This window comes from Pantoea sp. OXWO6B1, from assembly GCF_001641135.1.
Lineage (GTDB): Bacteria > Pseudomonadota > Gammaproteobacteria > Enterobacterales > Enterobacteriaceae > Pantoea > Pantoea allii.
The window spans coordinates 1,980,035-1,994,603 of sequence record NZ_LWLR01000001.1 but is presented as its reverse complement, the minus strand read 5'-3'; the positions used below and the strand labels follow the sequence as shown (position 1 = coordinate 1,994,603).

16 protein-coding genes and 1 riboswitch are annotated in these 14,569 nt (G+C 55.8%); of the genes, 6 read left to right on the top strand and 10 right to left on the bottom strand.

The window, feature by feature from the left end:
- Nucleotides 1-126: 126 nt before the first annotated feature.
- Together A6A26_RS11560 and ppk2 are read left to right on the top strand one after the other, a co-directional pair.
- Nucleotides 127-1,731 (top strand): inorganic phosphate transporter, encoded by a 1,605-nt coding sequence (locus A6A26_RS11560; protein ID WP_063878847.1) that lies wholly within the window; start codon nucleotides 127-129, stop codon nucleotides 1,729-1,731.
- Nucleotides 1,732-1,745: 14 nt separating this feature from the next.
- Entirely contained in the window at nucleotides 1,746-2,663 is a 918-nt protein-coding gene (gene ppk2, locus A6A26_RS11555; protein WP_063878846.1) for a polyphosphate kinase 2, read from the top strand.
- Nucleotides 2,664-2,721: 58 nt separating this feature from the next.
- On the opposite strand, the gene dusC is transcribed toward ppk2, so the two are convergent.
- The 3 genes from dusC to A6A26_RS11540 form a co-directional block, all read right to left on the bottom strand.
- Complete coding sequence (gene dusC, locus A6A26_RS11550; protein ID WP_063878845.1) at nucleotides 2,722-3,681, bottom strand: tRNA dihydrouridine(16) synthase DusC; 960 nt, start codon at nucleotides 3,679-3,681, stop codon at nucleotides 2,722-2,724.
- Nucleotides 3,682-3,683: 2 nt separating this feature from the next.
- Complete coding sequence (gene rhlE, locus A6A26_RS11545) at nucleotides 3,684-5,027, bottom strand: ATP-dependent RNA helicase RhlE (RefSeq protein WP_063878844.1); 1,344 nt, start codon at nucleotides 5,025-5,027, stop codon at nucleotides 3,684-3,686.
- Between the two features lie 222 nt (nucleotides 5,028-5,249).
- Nucleotides 5,250-5,642, bottom strand: coding sequence for a YbhQ family protein (locus tag A6A26_RS11540; protein ID WP_063878843.1), 393 nt, complete (start codon nucleotides 5,640-5,642; stop codon nucleotides 5,250-5,252).
- A gap of 178 nt (nucleotides 5,643-5,820) precedes the next feature.
- Between A6A26_RS11540 and A6A26_RS11535 the strand changes: the two genes are divergently transcribed.
- Genes A6A26_RS11535 through A6A26_RS11525 form a run of 3 tightly spaced genes read left to right on the top strand, consistent with a single transcriptional unit; the run spans nucleotide 5,821 to nucleotide 8,788 of the window.
- A complete protein-coding gene (locus tag A6A26_RS11535; RefSeq protein WP_063878842.1) occupies nucleotides 5,821-6,582 on the top strand; it encodes an endonuclease/exonuclease/phosphatase family protein in 762 nt (253 codons plus the stop codon).
- On the top strand, nucleotides 6,579-7,823 hold the full coding sequence (gene clsB / locus A6A26_RS11530) for a cardiolipin synthase ClsB (protein WP_063878841.1): 1,245 nt from the start codon (nucleotides 6,579-6,581) through the stop codon (nucleotides 7,821-7,823). The genes A6A26_RS11535 and clsB overlap by 4 nt, the downstream gene beginning before the upstream one ends.
- Nucleotides 7,823-8,788 (top strand): lysylphosphatidylglycerol synthase domain-containing protein, encoded by a 966-nt coding sequence (locus A6A26_RS11525; protein WP_063878840.1) that lies wholly within the window; start codon nucleotides 7,823-7,825, stop codon nucleotides 8,786-8,788. The genes clsB and A6A26_RS11525 overlap by 1 nt, the downstream gene beginning before the upstream one ends.
- Nucleotides 8,789-8,830: 42 nt before the next feature.
- Here the strand turns inward: A6A26_RS11525 and A6A26_RS11520 are convergent, their stop codons facing one another.
- Nucleotides 8,831-9,538 (bottom strand): Bax inhibitor-1/YccA family protein, encoded by a 708-nt coding sequence (locus tag A6A26_RS11520; protein ID WP_014593230.1) that lies wholly within the window; start codon nucleotides 9,536-9,538, stop codon nucleotides 8,831-8,833.
- Nucleotides 9,539-9,633: 95 nt separating this feature from the next.
- A complete protein-coding gene (locus A6A26_RS11515) occupies nucleotides 9,634-10,728 on the bottom strand; it encodes a DUF1615 domain-containing protein (RefSeq protein WP_063878839.1) in 1,095 nt (364 codons plus the stop codon).
- A gap of 117 nt (nucleotides 10,729-10,845) precedes the next feature.
- Between A6A26_RS11515 and A6A26_RS11510 the strand changes: the two genes are divergently transcribed.
- The gene (locus A6A26_RS11510) at nucleotides 10,846-11,631 is read left to right on the top strand and encodes an OBAP family protein (RefSeq protein ID WP_063878838.1); all 786 of its coding nucleotides are present in this window, start codon (nucleotides 10,846-10,848) and stop codon (nucleotides 11,629-11,631) included.
- Here A6A26_RS11510 and moaE read toward each other — a convergent pair.
- The 5 genes from moaE to moaA all read right to left on the bottom strand — a co-directional run bounded on the left by moaE (nucleotide 11,628) and on the right by moaA (nucleotide 14,326).
- Nucleotides 11,628-12,080 (bottom strand): molybdopterin synthase catalytic subunit MoaE, encoded by a 453-nt coding sequence (gene moaE, locus A6A26_RS11505; RefSeq protein WP_063878837.1) that lies wholly within the window; start codon nucleotides 12,078-12,080, stop codon nucleotides 11,628-11,630. The genes A6A26_RS11510 and moaE overlap by 4 nt on opposite strands.
- Complete coding sequence (gene moaD, locus A6A26_RS11500; protein WP_063878836.1) at nucleotides 12,081-12,326, bottom strand: molybdopterin synthase sulfur carrier subunit; 246 nt, start codon at nucleotides 12,324-12,326, stop codon at nucleotides 12,081-12,083.
- Nucleotides 12,319-12,804, bottom strand: coding sequence for a cyclic pyranopterin monophosphate synthase MoaC (gene moaC / locus A6A26_RS11495; RefSeq protein ID WP_063878835.1), 486 nt, complete (start codon nucleotides 12,802-12,804; stop codon nucleotides 12,319-12,321). The genes moaD and moaC overlap by 8 nt, the downstream gene beginning before the upstream one ends.
- 2 nt (nucleotides 12,805-12,806) lie before the next feature.
- A complete protein-coding gene (gene moaB, locus A6A26_RS11490; protein ID WP_063878834.1) occupies nucleotides 12,807-13,322 on the bottom strand; it encodes a molybdenum cofactor biosynthesis protein B in 516 nt (171 codons plus the stop codon).
- A 14-nt stretch (nucleotides 13,323-13,336) separates the two neighbouring features.
- Nucleotides 13,337-14,326, bottom strand: a complete 990-nt coding sequence (moaA, locus tag A6A26_RS11485; RefSeq protein ID WP_164484295.1) for a GTP 3',8-cyclase MoaA — start codon at nucleotides 14,324-14,326, stop codon at nucleotides 13,337-13,339.
- Nucleotides 14,313-14,446, bottom strand: a riboswitch (molybdenum cofactor riboswitch). (Overlaps the previous gene by 14 nt.)
- Nucleotides 14,447-14,569: the final 123 nt, after the last annotated feature.

Genomic DNA, 14,569 nt, shown 5'->3' with positions numbered 1-14,569 from the left:
CTGCTGCAGTTTTGTTACAGCAAAATGACCTCGCACGGCGTAGATCATTTTTTTGTCACAAAAAGCGGGTATCAAACAGCGTTAACCAGATGTAAATCCGCATCTGCATCCGCTAAGAGGTTTTGCATGAGCGAAAACAGTTTACCCTCTTCAGGTTCGACTCATGGACGCCCTGATTTCAATGGCAAAGGTAGCCGCTTCACAAAAACGATCTTCATTGTTCTGCTGATCGCCGGTCTGGCTTTTGCCGGGTTTAACCTGTTCCACGATGTTGAAAAAACCAATACGCCCGTCACCAGTTATTTGCCGTTCTTTCTGCTAGGCCTGGCGTTGCTGATTGCGCTGGGCTTTGAGTTTGTGAACGGCTTTCACGATACCGCCAATGCGGTCGCCACGGTCATCTATACCCACTCTCTGACGCCCGGTGTTGCCGTGGTCTGGTCAGGGCTGTGTAATTTTCTTGGCGTGATGCTCTCCAGCGGCGTGGTCGCCTTTGGCATTATTTCATTGCTGCCCGTCGAACTGATATTGCAGGCCAGCAGCGGTAACGGCTTTGCCATGATTTATGCCCTGCTGTTCTCGGCGATTATCTGGAACCTGGGGACCTGGTATCTCGGCCTGCCCTCCTCCTCCTCGCACACCTTAATTGGCTCCATTATCGGTGTCGGCGTCGCGAATGCTATGCTGCACGGTCGCAGTGGCTTGAGTGGCGTTGACTGGGAGCAGGCCCTGAAAGTCGGTTATGCCCTTCTGCTGTCGCCGGTGGTGGGATTTGTCTGCGCCGCCCTGCTGCTGTGGACGATGAAGCTGTTTATTCGTAACCGCCAACTTTATCAGGCTCCGCAGAGCAACGAGCCGCCGCCCGTCTGGATTCGTGGACTGCTGATTCTGACCTGTACCGGTGTTTCGTTTGCCCATGGGTCGAACGACGGACAAAAAGGCATGGGACTGATCATGCTGATTCTGGTCGGCACCATGCCGATCGCCTATGCCCTGAACCGTTCTCTGCCGTCCGACCAGATACCCCGCGTTGCCGCACTGACCGAAGTCACGGCACAACAGCTGTTGCATATTCAGCCTGCCGCCACGCCCGCGCCTGTTCCACGCGACGTGTTAACCGCGTTTGTCAGCAGCGGGAAACCCAATCCCAACGTTCTGCCTGCGCTGGCCATGACACTGCACGACGTGGGCGATCAGATTCGCCGTTACGGTTCCATGGAAAATATTCCGGCGCAATCCGTAACCAATACCCGAAATCAAATGTATCTGGCTTCGGAGTCCATTAAGCATTTGCAAACCGCTAACGTCGCCCTACCGGATCAGACGCAACGTAACCTGAAAGCCGTCAAGACCGAGCTGGACAGCGCCACGCGCTTTATTCCGATGTGGGTGAAGGTGGTCGTTGCTATCGCGCTGGGGCTGGGCACCATGGTTGGCTGGCGACGAATTGTGGTCACCGTGGGCGAGCGTATCGGTAAAACACATCTGACTTATGCCCAGGGTGCCAGCGCCGAAATGGTGGCGATGGTGACCATCGGTGCGGCCGACGCATTCGGTTTGCCGGTGTCCACCACGCACGTTCTCTCGTCCGGCGTAGCAGGAACCATGGCGGCAAACCGTTCAGGCCTGCAAATGTCCACGCTGCGGAATCTGGCTGTGGCCTGGGTATTAACGCTGCCGGTTTCCGTCTTACTTTCGGCCCTGCTCTACGGGCTGTTTATCCACATCTGACCAGGTGAATCGTCATGGCAACACACGATAACAGTTTCAACCGCGACGCGTTTAATCAGCGTTTATTGCAGGAGTTCTACGACAGCTACGATGAAGAACTGGAGCTGGAACTCGACGATCTGCGTTTTGGCGATACCACGCCAGCCGGAACGGATGAAAAGGCCTGGCGTCGTCACTATTTTCGCGAACTGCTGCGCCTGCAGGGTGAACTGGTTAAGCTCCAGGACTGGGTGATGCGCACCGGTCACCGCCTGGTTATCCTGTTCGAAGGCCGCGATGCTGCCGGTAAAGGTGGCGTGATTAAACGCATTACGCAGCGCCTGAACCCGCGTACCTGCCGGGTTGCCGCACTGCCAGCGCCTAACGATCGCGAAAAAACGCAATGGTATTTCCAGCGTTACATTGCGCATTTACCTGCTGCGGGCGAAATGGTGCTGTTCGACAGGAGCTGGTACAACCGGGCGGGCGTGGAACGCGTAATGGGCTTTTGTAATGAGGTGGAGGTCGAGGAGTTTTATCGCAGCGTGCCGGAGTTTGAAAAAATGCTGACTCGCAGCGGTATTCAAATCGTCAAATACTGGTTTTCCATTACTGACGAGGAGCAGGAGTTGCGCTTTATGAGCCGCATCCACGATCCGCTCAAACAGTGGAAACTCAGCCCGATGGATCTGGAAAGTCGCCGCCGCTGGGAAGACTATACCGAAGCAAAAGAAGAGATGCTGAGCCGCACCAATATCCCGGATGCGCCCTGGTGGGTCGTTCAGGGCGTGGATAAAAAGCGTGCGCGTCTGAACTGCATCAGCCACCTTTTGCAACAGGTGCCTTATGAAGACTCTCCCCATGATGAAATCGTTCTGCCACCGCGCGAACGGTCTGAGGATTACCGTCGTAACGACGTGCCGGACAATATGATCGTGCCTGAAAAGTATTAATGGTCTGCGCGGCAGGACGCTGCGCTACCCGTTGTTGACGCCACAAAACGCCGCACGATTAATGACAGGTCTGCCCGTGCCATTCGGCATAACGGTCAATCGCTGTGGCAATCTCCTGAGAAGATTTTAACGCGCGAATCTCTCCGAACAGCTCGCCGGCCTCACCGTAGGCTTTGCGCAGATAACCCAACCACTGTTTGATACGTGCCACATGGTACATGCCGGTATCGCCCTGCTTTTCCAGCCGGGTGTACTTTTGCAACAGCGCAACCACCTCCGGCCAGGGCAGCGGGGCTTCATTGTATTTGATGACCCGACTCAGGTTAGGCACGTTGAGCGCACCACGACCAATCATCACGGCATCACAGCCGGTCGTCTGCAGGCAATCCTGGGCCGTTTGCCAGTCCCAAATCTCACCATTGGCGATAACCGGAATACGTAGGCGCTGACGGATTTCCCCGATGGCCTGCCAGTTAATCGCCTCGGCGCGGTAGCCATCTTCTTTGGTACGGCCATGTACCACCAGCTCGCTGGCACCGGCCTGCTGGACCGCATCGGCAATTTCCATGCTGCGTGCGCTGGAATCCCAGCCAAGACGGACTTTCACCGTGACCGGCAAAGCGTCAGGCACAGCGGCGCGCATGGCTTTCGCCGCGCGGTAGATTAAATCGGGATCTTTTAACAACGTGGCACCGCCGCCACTGCCGTTGACCAGCTTTGACGGACAACCACAGTTGAGATCGACGCCCCAGGAACCCAGCGTGACCGCGCGGGCGGCATTTTCCGCCAGCCAGTCAGGATGCTGTCCGAGCAACTGCAGACGGACCAGCGTGCCCGATGGCGTCCGGCTGGCATGGTGCAGTTCTGGACAGAGACGATAGAAGGATTTTACCGGCAGGAGCTGGTCAACGACACGCAGAAACTCTGTAATGCACAGATCGTAGTCGTTGACCTCCGTCAACAGCTGGCGTACCAGGGAATCCAGTACGCCTTCCATTGGTGCCAGCAAAACCCGCATTGTCAGGCGTTTCCGCTACGCTTAGGCGCAGGGCGACGTGGGCGAGCAGCAGGCTTATCAGACTGGCTCGTTGCCGGTCCCTGACGACGCGGCTGGGAACGTTTATCCCCTTGTGAACGCGCACCACCCGCACCCTGTCCACCCTGGCTACGACCACGGGGTTGCTGCGACTGACGGCCATTCACAATAGGCTCAGCTTTGATGCTCGGATCGGGCTCATAGCCAGGCACGGCCAGACGCGGAATCTCACGCTTAAGCAGACGCTCGATATCACGCAGCAGCTTGTGTTCATCCACGCACACCAGTGACAGCGCGACGCCAGTTGCCGCGGCACGACCGGTACGACCAATACGGTGCACATAGTCTTCAGCCACGTTGGGGAGCTCGTAGTTCACGACGTGTGGCAGTTCTTCAATATCCAGGCCACGGGCCGCAATATCGGTAGCAACCAGTACGCGAATCGAACCGGATTTAAAATCGGCCAGTGCGCGCGTACGTGCTCCCTGACTCTTATTACCGTGAATCGCCGCTGCGGTAATGCCGTCTTTACCCAACTGCTCGGCAAGGTGGTTAGCACCATGCTTGGTTCGGGTAAACACCAGTACCTGCTGCCAGTTACCTTCACCGATCAGCTGCGACAGCAATTCCCGTTTGCGTTTCTTATCAACAAAATGCACCTGCTGAGAAACCTGCTCAGAGGCGGTGTTGCGGCGCGCCACTTCCACCTGCTCTGGGTTATGCAGCAGTTTTTCTGCCAGGGTTTTAATCTCATCTGAGAACGTCGCCGAGAACAGCAGGTTCTGACGTTTGGCAGGCAATTTTGCCAGCAGGCGACGAATGTCATGGATAAAGCCCATGTCGAGCATGCGATCGGCTTCATCCAGTACCAGCACTTCGACCTGGGAAAGGTCAACCGCGTTCTGATGGACCAGGTCCAACAAACGGCCTGGCGTTGCCACCAGAATATCGACCCCGCCGCGCAGCTTCATCATCTGCGGGTTAATGCTTACCCCACCGAAAACCACCAGTGAACGAAGCGGTAAATACTTACTGTATTCAACCACGTTTTCACCGACCTGGGCGGCCAGTTCACGGGTTGGCGTCAGGATCAGGGCACGCACAGGACGGCGTCCACGCACCGCGCCCGCATTTGCCGACAGCTTCTGTAATAAAGGCAGCGTAAAACCGGCCGTTTTGCCGGTGCCGGTCTGCGCGCTTGCCAGCAGATCGCGACCGGACAGCACCACAGGAATAGCCTGGCGCTGGATAGGAGTGGGTTCGCTGTAGCCTTGCTCAGCAACCGCACGCAAAATATCGGCACTCAGGCCGAGAGAGTCAAAAGACATGACGAGTATTACTCCGGTCCACTCTGACCGTGTTTCACGGTGTAGTTTTCAGAGGGATAGTGACGCCAGCTGACGCTGACGCGTGAAAAGGGTGCAAACTACGATGCATAAGCGGCGGAGTGTAACAGCTTTAACGTCTCTGTGCGAGATAGCTCACAATTGATTACATAACCCCTAAAACAAGAAAGCCACCTTGCGGTGGCTTTTCATTGGGCGGCTAACTTAGCTGCGTTTTTTCTCAATACGTCGTGCGGGCTCTTTCACCAGCAGAGAAACCAGCGCCGGGCCCAGCAGCATAACCATGCCAAGGCTGGCTAACAGCAGGTTGTTGTGGAAGATGCGCGAGACCAGGAACAGCATCATCATGGCGGCGCCAAAATAGTAGGTGGTGGTCGCCTCTTCCAGGTAATCACCGAGGGTGCGTAAACGGGCACTACGCTGCGTGATCAGCATGGCGATAAACACCCCTGCATACGTCACCACCAGGGTACTGCACACTTCGACCAGTGCTTTATGTTTCCAGCCCCATACCAGCGCGGCAATCACCAACACGTGCATAGCGATGTGGGCCCAGGTTTGACCGGTAATAATTTGAAAGCGATTAGACAATTTCATATTTTTCTCCTGCAGACCTGGCGAGTTGCTCAAATGCAACCGAATCCGGCCAGGGACGGTTTCCTCAATGTAAAGCAAATTTCAGATAACGCCTTAATTATTCCTCTTCTTCACCCTCCATTTGTGACAAAGACTACACTTTGTCGTTAACGAAGATGAAAAGGAGCGCGTCGCGAGTATGCCACAAATTAAGCAAGGATTTTCAATTAAAGTCCTGACGATCAATACCCACAAAGGTTTTGCCCCGTTTAACCGACGCTTCATCTTGCCTGAATTGCGCGACGCGGTACGTGCAACATCGGCAGATATCGTCTTGTTACAGGAGGTGATGGGAACACATGATATCCACCCACTGCAACATGAAAACTGGCCCAATACCTCACATTATGAGTTTCTGGCTGACACCATGTGGAACGATTTCGCCTATGGCCGCAACGCCGTCTATCCGGAAGGACACCACGGCAACGCCGTGCTGTCGCGCTTTCCTATTGCCGACTATGAGAACCGCGATGTCTCTGTTGCCGGGAGTGAAAACCGTGGCATGTTGCACTGCAAAATCGCGCTTCCCGAGCCTTACGGCACGCTGCACGTCATCTGTGTCCATCTCGGCCTGAAAGCGGCCCACCGTCGCGCCCAAATGGCGATGCTGAACGAGATGGTCAAAGCGCTGCCGCCCGATGCTCCGGTTGTGGTGGCCGGCGATTTCAACGACTGGCAAGGCCGGGCCAATAAAATATTGCAAAAAGGGGCGGGACTGAAAGAGGTGTTTAGCCTCAAAAATGGCCGACCGGCGCGCACCTTTCCGGCACGTTTCCCCCTTCTGCGACTGGATCGTATTTACGTCCGCAACGCCACGGTGAGTCATCCCTGGGCGCTGCCGCGTAAACCCTGGTCACACCTTTCCGATCACGCGCCGCTGGCGGTGGAGATCCATCTATGAATTTTGAATGGCAAGAAGGCAACAAACTGCGCTTGCTGGAAAATGGCGATACGTTTTTTCCTCGGGTGTTTGGCGCCATTCAGCGCGCCGAACGCAGCGTGCTGCTGGAAACCTTTATCCTGTTTGAAGATGATGTGGGCAATGCCTTGCACCGTGAACTGCTGGCGGCAGCAGAGCGCGGCGTAAAGGTTGAAATGATGGTGGATGGCTACGGGTCTTCCGAGTTGTCAGACGACTTTGTGAACAGCCTCACCCGGGCAGGCGTCCGCTTTATCTATTACGATCCGCGTCCGCTGGTGATGGGCATGCGCACCAATGTCTTCCGCCGCCTGCATCGAAAAACCGTGGTGGTTGATGGGGTTATCGCGTTTGTCGGTGGTATCAATTTCTCTGCCGAGCACAACACGGATTACGGTCCTGAAGCGAAACAAGACTACACCGTGGAGGTGAAAGGCCCGGTGGTGGCCGATATTACCCGCTACCTGCAAGAAGCGATTGGCAGTGAAGCCACTACGCGCCGCTGGTGGGGACAGCGCTCACATCGCCCGGCGAAAAATGCCCTGCCCGGCGACGCGCAGGTGCTGTTCGTTTATCGCGACAACAATGAGCACCGGGACGATATCGAACAGCACTACCTGGACATGCTGCGCAGTGCCAAACAGGATGTGATCATTGCTAATGCTTACTTTTTCCCCGGCTATCGGTTGCTGCGGGAAATGCGCAATGCCGCGCAGCGCGGGGTTCGGGTCCGTTTAATTGTGCAGGGTGAACCGGATATGCCGATCGTTAAAGTGGGCGCAGAACTGCTCTATAACTATCTGGTGGATGCGGGCGTTGAAGTCTATGAATATTGCCGTCGGCCCCTGCACGGTAAAGTGGCCGTGAAAGATCAGCAGTGGGCGACAGTGGGTTCCAGTAACCTTGATCCCTTAAGTTTGTCGCTGAACCTCGAAGCCAACCTGATCATTCACGATCGCCACTTTAATGAAACATTACGCGACAATCTTGAGCATTTACTGGCAGAAGATTGTCAGCGTGTTCAGGAGGACAAACTGCCGCCGCGCACCTGGTGGCAACTGACCAAAAGCGTGGTCGTGTTCCACTTCCTGCGGCACTTCCCTGCTATCGCCGGATGGCTACCTGCACATACCCCTAAGCTGGCCCAGATCGATCCGCCTGTTCAGCCTGAAATGGAGACGCAAGACCGCGTCGAAACCAATAACGAAGGAGCGAAATCCTGATGGCAAATACGCATCCGCGCTGGAAGCTGGCGAAAAAGATTCTTACCGGCCTGTTCTTTGTTGCCGTCATTGTGCTGCTGGTCATCTATGCACGTAAGGTGAACTGGGGTGACGTTTATGACGTCATCGTTAACTATAACCGCTATGTGGTGCTGACCGCGGCCGCCCTGGTCATTGTCAGTTACCTTGTCTATGGCTGTTACGACCTGATTGGCCGGGCCTACTGCGGCCATAAACTGGCAAAGCGTCAGGTGATGTTGGTGTCGTTTATTTGCTATGCCTTTAACCTGACGCTCAGTACCTGGGTTGGCGGTGTGGCGATGCGTTACCGGCTCTATTCGCGCCTTGGCCTGGACAGCGGCACTATTACGCGCATTTTCTCACTCAGCATCGCCACCAACTGGCTGGGCTATATCCTGCTGGCGGGCGTGGTATTCAGCGCTGGCATGGTTTCTATACCCAGCGGCTGGTTTATTGGCGAAACCACGTTGCGACTGATTGGGGTTGTCCTGCTGGTGCTGGTGGCGTTCTATCTCTGGTCCTGTGCCTTTTCTAAACGTCGCCGCTGGACGGTCAAAGGCCAGACGCTGCAACTGCCTTCATTGCGCATGGCGCTGTTTCAGTTTGCCGTTTCCTGTGCCAACTGGATGGTGATGGGCACCATTATCTGGCTGCTGCTGGGTCAGGATGTCGGCTATCCGATGGTGCTGGGCGTTCTGTTGATCAGCAGCATTGCGGGGGTGATTATTCATATTCCGGCGGGGATTGGCGTGCTTGAAGCGGTGTTTTTAGCGCTGTTGAGCGGCGAAGATCTCTCTCACGGTACGATTATTGCGGCCCTGCTGGCCTACCGGGTGCTCTATTTTATTTTGCCCCTGCTGCTGGCACTGGTGCTGTATCTGGGACTGGAGAGCCGCGCGAAACATATGCGCCATAAAAACGAGCAGAAACTGCAGAAGTCATAACCGAGGAGCGGCTGCTCTGGCAAACCAGAGCAGCCTGTTTTATTAACGGCGGTTACCGAAAATACGCAGCAGCATCAGGAACAGGTTGATGAAATCAAGATAGAGCGTCAGCGCGCCCATGATCGAGTAGCGACGCAGGTTTTCCGTGTCGCGCGCGTCAATCTGCTCACCAATGTTTTTCAGCTTCTGCGTGTCATACGCCGTCAGACCCACAAACACCACCACGCCGATGTAAGTAATCGCCCACATTAACGCCGGGCTTTTCAGCCAGAAGTTCACCAGTGATGCCAGCAGGATACCAATCAGCGCCATAAACAGCAGGCTGCCCAGGCGACTCAAATCGCGTTTCGTGGTGTAGCCGTAGAAACTCATGGCACCAAACATCCCCGCCGTCACAAAGAACGTACTGGCGATAGACGAATAGGTATACACCAGGAAGATACTGGCCATGGTTAACCCGGTCAGCGCCGAGTAAAGCATGAACAACCCGGTCGCCACGGCACCGCTCAGGCGATGCACCATGCCGGAGAGGAAGAACACCAGTGCCAGTTGCACAATGATCAAGCCGAAAAAGGTTATCCGGTTTGCAAAAACCAGCTCCATGACCGCTGGCGTGCGGGCGGCAAACCAGGAAACGAACGCGGTAAGTAATAATCCGCAGGTCATCCAGCCATAAACCTGTGCCATGTAAGCCTGCAACCCGCGAGATGCAGGCTGAACTATTGAATCATTCTGTGGATATCGGTCCATGATGCACCTCTTGTTAAACGAATGGGTTATTCCCCTCACAGGGGAGCCTGGTTAAGTGTGGCACAGCTCTGTTCAACTGCGCCACAACGCCGTGCTTATCGACGTGACATGCACTGCTGATACCGGCTGTCGACGCGCTGTGCGAACCACGCCGTGGTTAAATTGCGGGTGATTTTGGGACTTTCAAGCTTGATTCCCGGCAATATTTCACGCGGCAATCGCCGTCCGGCCATTTTATCCGCCAGCGCAAAGACCTGCTTCCACACGTCGCTGTCGCTGAATTCAGCCTTTTCGCCCAGCTCAAGATCGTCGCGAATTTCGCTGTTGCTCATATCGAGGCGCTTCGCCAGGGTACGCACCGCCAGTTCCGTCGATCCCGCGTTGTCGGAGCCATACTGAATCAGATCGCCATCCAGCGCCAGTTTCATGCCTGTGGCGCGGGACACCGCCGCCTGGAAAGCGGCATTGCGGCTGGCGAACCAGCCCGCGTTATAGTCCGCGAAACGGTAAAGCGGCTTGCTGTAATCGGCGGGATAGCCCAGCAGGTGCATCGTGCCGAAGTAAACCCCGCCATGACGGGTGAACACTTCACGTCGTATCGATCCCTCTACCGGCCACGGATAGCCTTTGGCATGTGCCTCAGCAAAGGCAATACTGACCTGCATCGGCCCGCCGGTGTGCACAGGATTGAGGTTGCCAAACAGCGTTTGCCCCATGGGCACCATCTCAATAAAATCGTCGAAAATATCGCTCAGATCTTTTTCACTTTTCGCTTTATCCAGCCGCGCGGCATAGCTTTCGCCGTTGGTGGACTTAATTAACAGCGCGGTGCGCACTAAAAACGCCGGAACATGGACGTTAGCCGCCCGACGGTCAATCTCATCCCAGGCAATTTTTGACATCCCGGGTACATTCCCACTGGCATCAAAACCTGACTCCTGCCCCGCGACGGCAATAACCGCGCACAGGTTGCTGTCGCTGGCCTCAAGCCCCTGGGTACGGAACGAGGTATAGATATCATCAGCCCAGCCTGATTTGTTGCTGACATTGGCAGGCAGCAGGCGCTGAATCTGTGCTTTCACATCCTCAGGCTGCGTTGCAGGCGCTTCCGGCGTTTTTTTACTGCTACAGCCCGCCAGGATCAGTATGGCGAGCAGCGTCAGACGTTTTGGTAATGAAGTGAATGACATACCTGTCCTCTGAGGGGGAAAAAACCTAGCTTAACACTGCCCCGCTTCGCAGGGCAGGTTTGATTATCTGAACTAAGGTTATCTCTTTTAGCGAAATTAGCGAAAAAGGGATGCTTTATGTCAAAACTCTGGACAGTTACCCTACTCAGCCTGTTACTGGCCGGTTGCGGCGGTAACACAACGCCCGCCCAGGTCCGTTCGCCTGGCGCCCCAACCTCTCCTGGCCTGAAAGCGCTGGACAGCGGTGCCGCCCTGCTGCAATCACGACCGCCGATTGACGCGATCAATGCCTATCTGGATGGTTTTCACTTCTATAACGGCGACAAAAACGGTCAGATGGAAGCGCATCACTATGTCACGGTCTTAAATGATGACGTTATGCAGGCGGTGATTTATGACGGCAACACGCGCGATGCGCGCCTGATGGGCGTAGAATATATCATCAGCGAACGGCTGTACCGGACCTTGCCCAACGAGGAAAAGAAGCTGTGGCACAGCCATCAGTACGAGGTGAAATCCGGTTCGCTGGTCGCACCCGGCCTGCCTGCCGCCGCGGAACATGCGCTGATGACGCGCATCGTCAACACCTACGGTAAAACGTGGCATACCTGGCACACCGACCGTGACAAACAGTTGCCGCTGGGGATTCCGGCGTTGATGATGGGCTTTACCGCCGATGAGCAAATGGACTCGCGCTTACTGGCCGATCGCGATCGCCGTTTTGCTCTCGACAGTCACAAAATTCGTGCTGAACGGGCCGATATTGACGCGCACCCGGTGGTTCCCGGTGCCAACGCCTGGCAGGACGGTGACGTCATTCAGTTGCAACGTGGCAAGGGCGGAGGCGAACACGCACATGGCAAGACCCAGTTTGCCCCCGCAGAACAGCTTTCAACGCCTTAATCCCAGCGCTGAGCGGCCTCGCGATCGCTGTTGCGCGCATCGACCCAGCGATCGCCCTGTCCGGTGGTTTCACGTTTCCAGAACGGCGCGCGGGTTTTCAGGTAATCCATAATGAACTCCGCGGCGGCAAATGCACTGCCGCGGTGTGCACCGGTGACGCCGACAAACACAATTTCATCGCCGGGGAAGAGTTCACCGATGCGGTGAATCACTGAAACGCGCTGCAGCGGCCAGCGCTGGCGTGCCTCATCGACGATTTCCTTGAGTGCCTTTTCCGTCATGCCGGGATAATGTTCCAGCGTCAGGGCGGCGACATCATCACCCAAATTATGGTTGCGCACTTTGCCGGTAAAGGTCACCACGGCGCCATCTTCTTTACATGCCGCCAGCCACTGGTACTCCTGGGCCATATCAAAAGCAGCCGGGCCCACCCGAATTTGCGTTTCCATTTATCCTCCGGTGACCGGTGGGAAAAAGGCCACTTCATCCCCGTCCTGCAAGGGATGACTCATCGCGGTCAGCGTCTGGTTAACGGCGGCGAGTAAACGTTCACTGTCCAGCGCCAGCGCCCAGCGATCGCCCTTCTGCGCCAGCGCAGCGCGCAGCGCAGCCACGTTGGGGTACTCCGCAGCCAGGGTGAGCGAATCGGTTCCCACCAGTTCCCGCACCTGGGCAAAAAACAGCACCTTAATCATGGGCAACCGCCTGAAAATCGCCGCTTTTGCCGCCGCTTTTATGCAGCAAACGCAGTTGATCGATCACGATGTCTTTTTGTACAGCTTTGCACATGTCATAGATTGTCAGTGCCGCTACGGAAGCCGCAGTCAGGGCTTCCATTTCCACGCCGGTTTTCCCGCTGAGCCGACACAGGGACGTAATGCGCACCCGGTTCGATTCCGGTTCCGCCACCAGTGCGATTTCCACTTTGCTCAGCATCAGCGGATGGCAAAGCGGGATCAGCTCCCAGGTGCGTTTTGCTGCCTGAATGCCCGCGATGCGCGCCGTCGCGAACACATCCCCTTTGTGGTGACTGCCCTCGATGATCATCTGTAACGTTTCTGGCTTCATCAGCACCAGCACTTCAGCCTGGGCTTCGCGTACGGTGTCATTTTTAGCGGAAACATCCACCATGTGGGCTTCACCGGCGGCGTTAATGTGTGTGAGTTGTGACATGCTTAACGTTTCTTTAAATGGGTGACAAAGTTGCAGGGACGCGTACGGGCATCCAGTTGATCGGCGATGATGCGCTCCCAGGCACTGGTGCAGGCCGACGTCGAGCCGGGAACGGCAAAAATCAACGTCTGGTTTGCCAGGCCGGCGACCGCACGGGACTGTAAGGTCGATCCGCCAATCTCTTCATAGGAAATCATGCGAAACAGCTCGCCAAAGCCTTCGATTTCCCGATCGAACAGGGGAAGCAGCGCGTCGGGTGTGCTGTTTTTCAGGTTAAAACCGGTTCCGCCGTTAACGATCACCACCTGCACGTCTTCACTGGCGATCCAGCGTGACACAATGGCCCGGATACGGTAGAGATTGTCTGGGACGATGGCGTGGTCGATAACGCTGTGTCCGGCTTCGATCGCGGCTTCACGCAGATAATCACCGGATGTATCGTTGCCGGCATCGCGGCTGTCTGAAACCGTTAACGTAGCAAGCTGTAACGGTTGAAACGCGCTGGCTGGTTTACCCATATTTGCTCCTGCAATTAACCGCCAATATAAGAAAGATTCTGTGTAATACCGGTATTCCCCTGTAACAGGAAATGCGTCTGTTTCTTCTGTCCCAGACTGCTGGCAATACGCGCCTGCAGTTCCTGCTGCTGATCGTCTGACGCGAGCAGATCCCGTAACGGAATCCCGCCGTCACCAAACAGGCAGAGGTGCAGATTGCCCTGCGCGGAAACCCGCAGGCGGTTACAGCTGGCGCAAAAATCTTTGGAATACGGCATGATCAGCCCGATTTCACCCACGTAATCGGGGTGATAAAACACCTGGGCCGGGCCATCGCTGCGACCGCTGATGCGGCGCTGCCAGCCCTGCGCGATCAGCTTATCGCGGATCACCTCGCCGGACACATGCTGCTCGCGAAACAGCGCACCGCCGTCACCGGTTTCCATCAGCTCAATAAAACGCAGCTGAATGGGGCGGGTACGAATCCAGTCAAGAAAGGTCGTCAGATTATGGCTGTTCACATCGCGCATCAGTACGCTATTGACTTTGACCTGGCTGAACCCAGCCTCAAACGCCGCGTCAATGCCCGCCATGACCTGATGGAATTTATCCTGGCCGGTAATGGCGTGAAACTGGCGTGCGTCAAGGCTGTCTACGCTGACGTTAAGGGCGGTAAGCCCGGCATCGCGCCATTGCTTAACGTCACGCGCCAGCCGGTAACCGTTGGTGGTGACGGCGATGTGACGAATCGCCGCGTTTTCCCTGACCGCCGCAATGATGTCGGTAAAGTCGCGGCGCAGGGAAGGTTCGCCACCGGTCAGGCGCACTTTTTCTGTGCCCGCCGCCGCAAAGGCGCGGGTGACCCGACGAATTTCATCCAGCGAGAGAAAGCTTTTATTGCGGATACCATTTGGCTGGTAGCCATCCGGCAGGCAATAGGTACAACGGAAGTTGCAGACATCCGTGACCGACAGGCGCAAATAGTAAAATTTGCGCGAAAATGCATCAGTAAATTGTGACACCAGAACACCTTTCCAGTTCGGGAGATGCAGTCATTTCTTCCTGCACCCTGGCAGCGCGAAGGCTACGGCCTGAATCCCCTATCCGCAGACGTAGGCATTCAGGCTTGAGTGTACGTTAACCGGCTGGTCAACGCGGTCTACAGATGGTAGCGCGATTAGTGATTATGCGCCATCCACGGCTTTTACTCTCTGTGCTCCCGTAACGTTAACTTTCACCGTATTTCGCCCACAGGATAAGTTAACATG

Excerpts from the sequence above, each read along its gene's own strand:
- A6A26_RS11520 (WP_014593230.1), bottom strand. The coding sequence starts at position 9,538 with ATGGACCGATATCCACAGAATGATTCAATAGTTCAGCCTGCATCTCGC.
- A6A26_RS11515 (WP_063878839.1), bottom strand. The coding sequence starts at position 10,728 with ATGTCATTCACTTCATTACCAAAACGTCTGACGCTGCTCGCCATACTG.
- moaC (WP_063878835.1), bottom strand. The coding sequence starts at position 12,804 with ATGTCACAACTCACACACATTAACGCCGCCGGTGAAGCCCACATGGTG.
- dusC (WP_063878845.1), bottom strand. The coding sequence starts at position 3,681 with ATGCGGGTTTTGCTGGCACCAATGGAAGGCGTACTGGATTCCCTGGTA.
- A6A26_RS11525 (WP_063878840.1), top strand. The coding sequence starts at position 7,823 with ATGGCAAATACGCATCCGCGCTGGAAGCTGGCGAAAAAGATTCTTACC.
- A6A26_RS11510 (WP_063878838.1), top strand. The coding sequence starts at position 10,846 with ATGTCAAAACTCTGGACAGTTACCCTACTCAGCCTGTTACTGGCCGGT.
- moaB (WP_063878834.1), bottom strand. The coding sequence starts at position 13,322 with ATGGGTAAACCAGCCAGCGCGTTTCAACCGTTACAGCTTGCTACGTTA.
- A6A26_RS11560 (WP_063878847.1), top strand. The coding sequence starts at position 127 with ATGAGCGAAAACAGTTTACCCTCTTCAGGTTCGACTCATGGACGCCCT.
- moaD (WP_063878836.1), bottom strand. The coding sequence starts at position 12,326 with ATGATTAAGGTGCTGTTTTTTGCCCAGGTGCGGGAACTGGTGGGAACC.
- moaE (WP_063878837.1), bottom strand. The coding sequence starts at position 12,080 with ATGGAAACGCAAATTCGGGTGGGCCCGGCTGCTTTTGATATGGCCCAG.
- rhlE (WP_063878844.1), bottom strand. The coding sequence starts at position 5,027 with ATGTCTTTTGACTCTCTCGGCCTGAGTGCCGATATTTTGCGTGCGGTT.
- clsB (WP_063878841.1), top strand. The coding sequence starts at position 6,579 with ATGAATTTTGAATGGCAAGAAGGCAACAAACTGCGCTTGCTGGAAAAT.
- A6A26_RS11535 (WP_063878842.1), top strand. The coding sequence starts at position 5,821 with ATGCCACAAATTAAGCAAGGATTTTCAATTAAAGTCCTGACGATCAAT.
- ppk2 (WP_063878846.1), top strand. The coding sequence starts at position 1,746 with ATGGCAACACACGATAACAGTTTCAACCGCGACGCGTTTAATCAGCGT.
- A6A26_RS11540 (WP_063878843.1), bottom strand. The coding sequence starts at position 5,642 with ATGAAATTGTCTAATCGCTTTCAAATTATTACCGGTCAAACCTGGGCC.